Annotated in this window: 6 protein-coding genes; all 6 read left to right on the top strand. The window is 57.9% G+C overall.

Annotated elements, in window-relative coordinates; genetic code table 11:
* Nucleotides 1–91: 91 nt before the first annotated feature.
* The 6 genes from yajC (at nt 92) to HMPREF2129_RS09115 (ending at nt 8,511) form a co-directional block, all read left to right on the top strand.
* Nucleotides 92–385: a preprotein translocase subunit YajC gene (yajC, locus tag HMPREF2129_RS09140; RefSeq protein WP_034665802.1), complete on the top strand. Its 294-nt coding sequence runs from the start codon at nt 92–94 to the stop codon at nt 383–385.
* A 204-nt stretch (nt 386–589) separates the two neighbouring features.
* Complete coding sequence (gene secD / locus HMPREF2129_RS09135; protein WP_034665806.1) at nt 590–2,548, top strand: protein translocase subunit SecD; 1,959 nt, start codon at nt 590–592, stop codon at nt 2,546–2,548.
* A 65-nt stretch (nt 2,549–2,613) separates the two neighbouring features.
* Nucleotides 2,614–3,765, top strand: a complete 1,152-nt coding sequence (gene secF / locus HMPREF2129_RS09130) for a protein translocase subunit SecF (RefSeq protein WP_034665804.1) — start codon at nt 2,614–2,616, stop codon at nt 3,763–3,765.
* 76 nt (nt 3,766–3,841) lie between these two features.
* Nucleotides 3,842–5,581, top strand: a complete 1,740-nt coding sequence (locus HMPREF2129_RS09125; protein ID WP_232218142.1) for an ABC transporter substrate-binding protein — start codon at nt 3,842–3,844, stop codon at nt 5,579–5,581.
* Nucleotides 5,582–5,585: 4 nt separating this feature from the next.
* Entirely contained in the window at nt 5,586–6,158 is a 573-nt protein-coding gene (locus tag HMPREF2129_RS09120) for an adenine phosphoribosyltransferase (protein ID WP_034665797.1), read from the top strand.
* A 76-nt stretch (nt 6,159–6,234) separates the two neighbouring features.
* Nucleotides 6,235–8,511, top strand: coding sequence for a RelA/SpoT family protein (locus HMPREF2129_RS09115; protein ID WP_034665795.1), 2,277 nt, complete (start codon nt 6,235–6,237; stop codon nt 8,509–8,511).
* Nucleotides 8,512–8,778 lie beyond the last annotated feature (267 nt).

Below are 8,778 nucleotides of genomic sequence, written 5' to 3'. Positions count from 1 at the left end.
GGCGTGGCAACACGTGGGTATGTCGCCTCCACCGGAGGCGCCGGGGCAGCTGCACCTCATGTAACTTCTGCCGTATGTAACAATTGTGCCTATGGAAATTCTTCTTCTCCTATTTATTTTTGCCCTGTTCGCTCTGCCGACACTGATCATGTCTCGCTCGCATCGTAAGCGCGTGGAAGAAGCGAAGCAGTTGCAGTCATCCATCGAGCCGGGCGACAAAATCATCAGCGTTTCTGGCTTCCACGGCACGGTCGTGGCTGGCAATGAGGAAACCGTGGACTTGGAGATCGCTCCTGGGGTTGTAGTGACGATGGAGCGCGTCGGTGTGTACAAGCGTGTTGAAGAACCCGCCACACCGATCGTGGATGAAGAAGTAGAACAGTAATATCTTCCCTCGGGTAATAGATTCCAGCCTGCTGTGAAAAGCAGGTTGGCTTAATTATTTCCGGGTGTATGACGTACCATCACTTTTTGGACCTTGTGCTTTTGAGTTAGGCATAAGTGAATAAACACCATTTGGTTTCGGCACTGTTGACTCAACGGTCGGTGAAGCCATGTGGACGCAGCAGGTTATCAGGAGATCTTGTACGTGACTTCGAAAAAAACATCGAAGCGGACTTCGCGCGAAGGCGCATCGAAGAAGGCGTGGCCAGCACGGGCACTAGCGCTTTTTGCGCTCATTCTCGTGGCTACCTATGCCCTGGTCTTTTTTACGGGCGATAGGCAGGCGACCCCCAAGTTGGGCATTGACCTTCAGGGCGGTACCCGTGTCACTCTCGTCCCGCAAGGCGAGGAGCCAACAACGGACCAGTTGAATCAAGCCCGCACTATTCTGGAAAACCGTGTTAACGGCATGGGTGTTTCCGGCGCCTCCGTCGTTGTCGACGGAAACACGTTGGTGATTACGGTTGCTGGTGATGACACGTCGGAGGTGCGCAACATCGGTCAGACCTCCCAGTTGCTGTTCCGTCCGGTGGCCCAGTCTGCCGGCCAGGTTGACCAGGATGCCTTCCCGAACGTGCTAGGGGACATGGCTAACCGTTGGGTTGAGTACCGCATCCTCTCGCCGGAGGAGGCTAAGACTGCTGTGACCACCTTTGCGGATGGTTTTAACAAGCAGATTGACGCCCAGAAAGACGCCGCAGCGGAGGGTGAAGACACTCAGGCAGCGCCGTTGCCGGAGAAGATTACCGCGCCTGAGATCACGGCACAGCCGAAGGCTGAGCCGGAGAACTCGCTTGAGGCGGCAGGTTTCCGCCAAGAAGCTACAGCAATGCTGCGGAACGACCGCCAGTCGGAGGACCCAACCGCGCTGCAGGCCGCTGCGTTTTTGATGAAGTGCCAGCCGGCCACGCCTGATGCACCAGCACCAGCTGATCCGCTTTCAGGTACGGATGACCCGGCGAAGCCACTCGTTGCCTGTGATTCCAGCTCGGGTTCACCGATGTTGCTTGATCCGGTGCCGCTGCTGCAGGGTGTGGAGGAACCGAACGGTCCACGCCTGACGGGTAGTGAGATTGACACGAACCGGCCGATTACCGGTGGTTTCAACCCGCAGACGAGCCAGATGGAGATCAGCTTCGCCTTCAGCCAGGCTGGCGAGCACAATGGTTCCTCCACGTGGGCAGCATTGACATCTGCGATGGTGGGCCAGCAGGTTGCTATCACCCTGGACTCGCAGGTGATTTCCGCACCGCAGATTCAGTCACCGACTCCGGTGGGCTCTGCAACGTCGATCACGGGCCAGTTCACGCAGGAAGAGGCAGAAACCTTGGCCAACAACCTGCGTTACGGTGCGCTGCCGCTGTCCTTTGCTGGTGAGAACGGTGAGCCGGGTGGTACGGCGACGACGGTTCCGCCGTCCCTGGGTATCGCTTCGCTTAAGGCAGGCATCATCGCCGGCCTCGTCGGCTTGTTGCTCGTGGCCGCATTTGTGTTCTTCTACTACCGCCTGTACGGCCTGATCTCGCTCTTCACACTGCTGTGTGCTGGCCTGTTGGTCTACGGTGCTCTGGTGCTGCTCGGCCGCTGGATTGGCTACACACTGGACCTATCTGGTGTTGCCGGTCTGATCATCGGTATCGGTACCACGGCTGACTCTTTTGTCGTTCTGTATGAGCGCGTGAAGGATGAAGTGCGTCGCGGCAGAACGTTCCGCTCAGCCACCCTCAACGGTTGGGAGCGCGCGAAGGACACGATTATTACCGGTAACTTTGTCACCTTGATTGGTGCTGTGGTGATTTACTTCCTCGCCGTCGGTGAGGTCAAGGGCTTCGCCTTCACCATGGGTCTGACCACGATCTTCGACCTGTTGGTCACCTTCCTGGTCACCGCGCCGATCATGATCCTGGCTTCCCGCAAGAAATTCTGGAGCAAGCCGGCTGTCAACGGCATGGCTAAGGCGTTTGAGGCTGGCCGGCTCAACCCGGAGGCAGTGGGGCGTACCTGGAGCCGTCGTCACGCTGCAAAGGCCGATGAACCTGTCGGCGCATCTGTTGCGGGCGATGATGAAGCCGCCGCAACCCCAACCGAGACGAAGGAGAACTAACTGTGAGTACCTCCATTAACTCCACTCAGTCGGACCCGGTTGGTGCAAACACAGCCGCGGGCAACATCAACGCTGAGGAGCACCGCGCGACGGGTATTGAGCGCCTGTATGAGGGCAAGGGTGCAATTGACTTCATTGGGCGTTCCAAGCTGTGGTACACTATTTCCGTTGTGCTGCTGGTGATCTCTATCGCCGCGATTGCGCTACGGGGCTTCAACCTGGGCATTGATTTTGAGGGCGGCACGAAGATGAGTATGCCCGCCGGGGACCTTGTGGTTGAGCAGGTTGAGGACACCTTTGTGGAAGCCACGGGTGTTACTCCTGAGCTGACCCAGATTGTGGGTGCGGGTGACTCGCGCACGCTGGAAATTAACTCCGAGCGGCTCACTCAGGAGCAGATCGATACGGCGCGTGAGGCCATTTACAAGGCCCACGAGCCCAAGGATGCTGATGGCAAGGCATCGCCGGATGCGATTGGTGATTCGACGGTGTCTGAGTCGTGGGGTTCCACCATTACAGAACGCATGATTTTGTCAATGGTCATCTTCCTCATCGCCGCTGCCGTGTATGTTGCTGTTCGTCTGCAGCGCAACATGGCTATCGCCGCGATGGTCGCATTGCTTTTCGACGGTGTGGTGATCATGGGCATCTACGCCCTCTTCGGCCTTGAAGTCACCCCGGCAATGATCATTGGTTTGCTGACCGTGTTGACTTTCTCCCTGTATGACACCGTGATCGTCTTTGACAAGGTCAAGGAGAACACTGAAGGTGTGCTCGATTCGCGCCGTTCTACGTACGCAGAGGAAGCGAACCTGGCCGTCAATGAGACCCTGATGCGTTCCATTTCCACCTCGGTTATTTCCGCGCTGCCGATTATTGCGCTGATGATCGTGGCGGTGTGGTTGTTAGGCGTGGGTACATTGCAGGATCTGGCGATGATTCAGCTCATCGGTGTTGTGGAAGGCGTGATCTCCTCGCTGTTCCTGGCTACTTCCTTGCTGGTTACGTTGACCAATATGCAGAAGCCGTACAAGAAGCACAACCAGGAAGTTGCAGATTTCCGCGCTGGAGTTTCTAGCGAGGATGAGGCTTCTGTTTCGAAGACCGCGAAGCGCACGGTCTCCGTTCCATCTGGAGCTGCAGACGTTGAGGCAAGCGATGAAGGTTCTGGTGCAGAATCCTCCGCGACTACTACTTGGCGCCCGACTCGGGGATAAGCGTTCAGGCTAAGAGTCTAGGTGTGGGGAAGGATCGATCGTGTGGAAACAACGAAAAGCCAGGCGCACTAGCCGCGTGAGCAGGAAGCGTTTCGGGGCTGTAACGGCCATGACTATGGCCGCAGCGCTGGTTGTTGCCGGCTGTTCTTCGGCAAACGACAGCTCATCTGGATCGGGCTCTTTGGACTCTTTCGGCTACCAGCTGTCAACTCCGTTGGTGACCACGAATGCGGCGACGAATCTTGGGGATTCGATGAAGGCGCAACGCCTGTCCGGCCGTGTTTTTCCTGGTGCCTTTATTCCCGGCCCTTCCGGCCAGCGAATCCCAAACACCGACCTCGTTCAAACCCAGGTTTTGCCAGGGTCACAGCGGCAGGTCGTGTACACCCTGACCGATAAGGCTGTTTTCTCTGACGGTGTGCCCGTGACGTGTGATGATTACAAGCTCGCTTTCGTCGCTGGTTCTCACCCGGAGGTTTTCTCCTCACACCTTCCACAAATGCAGCAGGTTGACCGTGTGGACTGTGCTCCCGGTGCCAAGGAATTCACCGTGGTGTTTAAGGAAGGCAAGGGGGGCCGGTGGCGTGAACTGTTCGGTGCAGGAACAGTGTTGCCGGCGCATGCGGTAGCGAAGAAGCTTGGGATGGAAACAGCCCAGCTGACTCGGGCGCTTGAAGCCGCTGACCCGGATGTATTGGCACGTACCTCGACCGTTTGGCGCTATGGGTTTGGTTTGTCGGATTTCGATCCGGAACTGCAAGTGTCCTTCGGTCCATACAAGATCGACTCGGTGGGCGCCGAAGGGGAGGTGACTTTGGTGGCCAATGAGCAGTACTACGGTGAAGCACCTGAGTTGGAAAAAATAGTTGTGTGGCCTTCTACGAAGAATTCCGCGGAACTCCAAGCGGCGGGCGCCCTCATGGTGGGGGATCTAGATGACCACAATCCGGGCTGGTACGACGCTGCACCTGATCCAGGTGAAGGTGCCAATGCTGATGATGCCGTCGCGGGTGACTCCACTGGTGATTCCTCTGGTGGTGACTCCACGGGCAGCGCGAAGGAATCCCTTGATCCTTCCGCGCCGGAGGCGCATCAAGAACTACAAACTGTGATCGGGGAGATGACGGATACGCTCATCTTTGCTGATTTCGGCCCGTGGGCGGTTAAAGAGAAACGCCAGGCGTTGTCGAAGTGTGTGGATAATCAGGCGGTGGCGGATGCGTCGTCAAGCATTGCGGGCATTGAGCTTCCTGTATCCCCGGTCCACGTGCTTAACCACAATGACCCGATGACGCGCAACCTCGGTGATATCGCGCAACCACACTTGGCCGTCGACATTGAAGGCGCGAAAGAAGCTGAAGGTTTGGAGCTGCGGATTGGTTACCTCTCGCCCAGCAAGCGTTATGCCGCCATGGTGGAAGCGATCCGTAGATCTTGCGAACCAGCTGGAATCACAGTGATTGATGCGACGGGTGACGGCAAAACCCGCGGTGACCTGTTCACCGAAGAGCACCCTGCGAACGAGCACAATCCCAACAAGGAAATGGTGGACGCGTACCTCGGCGCAGTTGATCCGATGGCGGAATACGAGACCTCCGTGTCCCGCTCAGAGGAGCTGCCATCCCTGCGGTCCGAGGAACACCGCCTGTGGGATGAAGTGCCCTCTATCCCTTTGTCCGCTCAACCACGAACCTTCATCGTGGACAAGAACATCCACAATGTCGTCGTTTACACTGGCCCCGTAGGAATTGGCTGGAACATGGACCGTTGGCAGGTTCCTGGGTCCAACAAACGCAACAAGAAAGCCGGCTCTTAGAACTGTGACTCATTCCGACCAGCGCTCATCCAACAACGTAACCTTCCGCACTGCGCGGGAGGCACTCGCCGCAAAAATGCGGTATGTCCAGGATTTCCCGGAGAAAGGCGTGCTCTTTGAGGACCTCACCCCGGTGCTGGCGGACAAGGATGCGCTCAATGTTGTGATCAGGGAATTGTCCGCTGCGTGCCAGGAGCTCGGTGCGGAGATGATTGGTGGGCTGGATGCTCGTGGCTTTTTGTTGGGCTCCGCTGTCGCCTTTGACATGGGTGTGGGCATTTTGGCTATCCGCAAGAAGGGCAAGCTGCCACCGCCGGTCATCCGCGAGGAATACTCGCTGGAGTACGGCCAAGCCGCGCTGGAGATCCCAGCAGAGGGCATGCAGCTTAAAGGTAAGCGCGTAGTGCTTGTCGACGATGTCTTGGCCACCGGCGGCACCCTCATGGCAGCACATGACCTTATCCACCGTGCTGGCGGCACAGTCTGCGGCTGCGTGGTGGTGCTTGAGGTCGATGGACTGGGTGGGCGCGAACACCTCGGTGACGTGCCGTTGGTGGTGCTGAACAAAGGGGAATAGAACCCTGCTCGGATTGGTAGATGCCTGGGTACACTGATCGGAAGTGTTCACCCCCTGGAACTTTGAGGAGTTGTAAGTGACGTCCCACGATAGACCACAACGCCGTTCTGGGACGTCCGTGCGCAGTGTGTCCGCCCGCCTCGCGCGGTCCCTCACCGGTGGGCGTCCGCGATCCAACCCGGTGTTGGAACCTTTACTATCTATCCACAGGAAATACCACCCGCGTAGTGGAGTGGAAGATATCTCTCGTGCGTATGACACGGCAGAGCGCCTGCATGAGGGCGTGTCCCGCAAGTCCGGGGACCCCTACATCACGCATCCTTTGGCAGTGGCCACAATCTGCGCCGAGATAGGCATGGATACCACCACCGTTATCGCTGCGCTGCTGCATGACACGGTGGAGGACACCGAGTACTCCTTGGATGACCTCACCGCTGATTTTGGCCCTGAGGTTGCGCGTCTTGTGGACGGCGTGACCAAGCTGGACAAAGTTGCTTTTGGGTCTGCGGCTGAGGCGGAAACGATCCGCAAAATGGTTGTGGCCATGGCGCAGGACCCGCGTGTGTTGGTGATCAAGGTTGCGGACCGCCTGCACAATATGCGCACCATGCGTTTCTTGCCGCCGGAGAAGCAGGAGAAGAAGGCGCGGGAAACCCTCGAAGTCATCGCTCCGCTGGCCCACCGCCTGGGCATGGCTACGGTGAAGTGGGAGCTCGAAGACTTGGCCTTTGCCATCTTGTATCCGAAGAAGTATGAGGAGATCGTCCGCCTCGTTGCGGAGCGCGCCCCCTCCCGTGATCGGGCACTCAAAGAAATCACCACTGAGATCCAGAGCGAGCTCAAAGCCAATGGCATCAAAGCAGAAGTTATGGGCCGCCCGAAGCACTACTGGTCGATTTATCAGAAAATGGCGGTGCGGGGTCGTGACTTTGCAGAGATCTTTGATCTCGTGGGCATCCGCGTTCTGGTGGACACCATCAGTGACTGCTACGCGGCAATCGGCGTGGTGCACTCGATGTACTACGCGATGCCGGGCCGCTTCAAGGACTACATCTCTAACCCCCGCTTCGGCGTCTACCAGTCATTGCACACCACGGTTATGAACCATTCGGGCCGCCCGCTGGAGATCCAGGTGCGCACCCATGAAATGCATTACAACGCCGAATTCGGTGTTGCTGCCCATTGGCGCTACAAGGAAACCAAGGGGTCCCACAAGGGCGACCAGGCTGAAATTGATCAGATGACGTGGATGCGTCAGCTGCTTGACTGGCAGAAGGAAGCAGCAGACCCTAATGAGTTTCTGGATTCACTGCGGTATGACCTCACCTCGGCGCAGATCTTCTGCTTCACTCCTAAGGGCGATGTGATCAACCTGCCGTCCGGTTCTACCCCGGTGGATTTTGCCTACGCGGTGCACACGGAGGTCGGGCACCGCTGCATTGGCGCCAAAGTTAACGGCAAGCTCGTTGCACTGGAATCCACGCTGAAGTCCGGTGACAGGGTAGAGGTGTTCACATCGAAGGACAGCAACGCTGGCCCGTCCCGTGATTGGCAGGAGTTCGTCGTCTCGCCCCGGGCGCGGACAAAGATCCGCCAATGGTTTGCAAAAGAGCGGCGCGAGGAACATCTTGAGGCCGGCCGCGATGCCCTGGCTGCGGAAGTTCAGCGCGGCGGCCTGCCCATGCACCGCCTCTTCACAGCGGAATCCATGAATAAGGTGTCAACGCAGCTTGGCTACGACGACGTGGATGGTCTGTACACTGCCATCGGCGCCGGTAACGTATCTGCCAAGCATGTTGTCAGTCTGCTCATGGACATGTTTGGCGATGAGGATGACGCTGTTGACGCGTTGACTTCCCGCGCCCCGTTCTCCGAAATGGTGAAACCTCCCACGCGCTCGGACGGCCCCGGCATCCTCGTCGAGGGGTCCCCAGACGTCATGGCTAAGCTGGCACGCTGCTGCTTGCCCGTTCCCGGTGATGACATCTTCGGCTTTGTCACCCGCGGTGGGGGCGTTTCTGTTCATCGTTCCGACTGCACCAATGCTGATAAGCTCCGCCAAGAATCCGCACGGCTTATCGACGTCTCCTGGGACCGCGGCTCCCACCACGGCGCCTCCATGGCCACGATGCAACTTGAGGCTTTAGACAAGCAGGGCTTGCTGGCGGAGCTCACCCGTGTGCTCAATGACCAGAAGCTGCCTGTGATTGCTTTCAACCACCACTGTGGCGACGACCATATTGCTACCGTCCGCTTCACCTTCCAGGTTTCCGACACTAAGCAGCTTGGCGCACTGATGAACCAGGTCCGCAATATTGAGGGTGTCTTCGACGTATATCGCGTAACCGCTTAACCTCACCATCACTGCCCTGGTGCTCTACTGCCATCGTGCTGGAAATCTCACCCCATGCATTCGGCGGGATGGGAAAAGGCTTGTAATGGCCAGCTGTGGGCAGGCCTCATGAACGGCACGTTCAGCATCGCAGGACTCTCGCCGCTGCTTGTACCTTCCTACGCTGAGCTACTGGACCTCAGCGCTTCACGGTCGTTTTTGGGCATGGCGAAAGACCAGCTGTTGCTGGCTTTCGACATGGGGAGTGTCGCTTACCGGCCGTAGAGG

The sequence above is a fragment of the Corynebacterium tuscaniense DNF00037 genome (assembly GCF_000759055.1).
In the GTDB taxonomy this organism is placed as follows: domain Bacteria; phylum Actinomycetota; class Actinomycetes; order Mycobacteriales; family Mycobacteriaceae; genus Corynebacterium; species Corynebacterium tuscaniense.
This window is presented reverse-complemented; position numbering and strand designations above follow the sequence as displayed.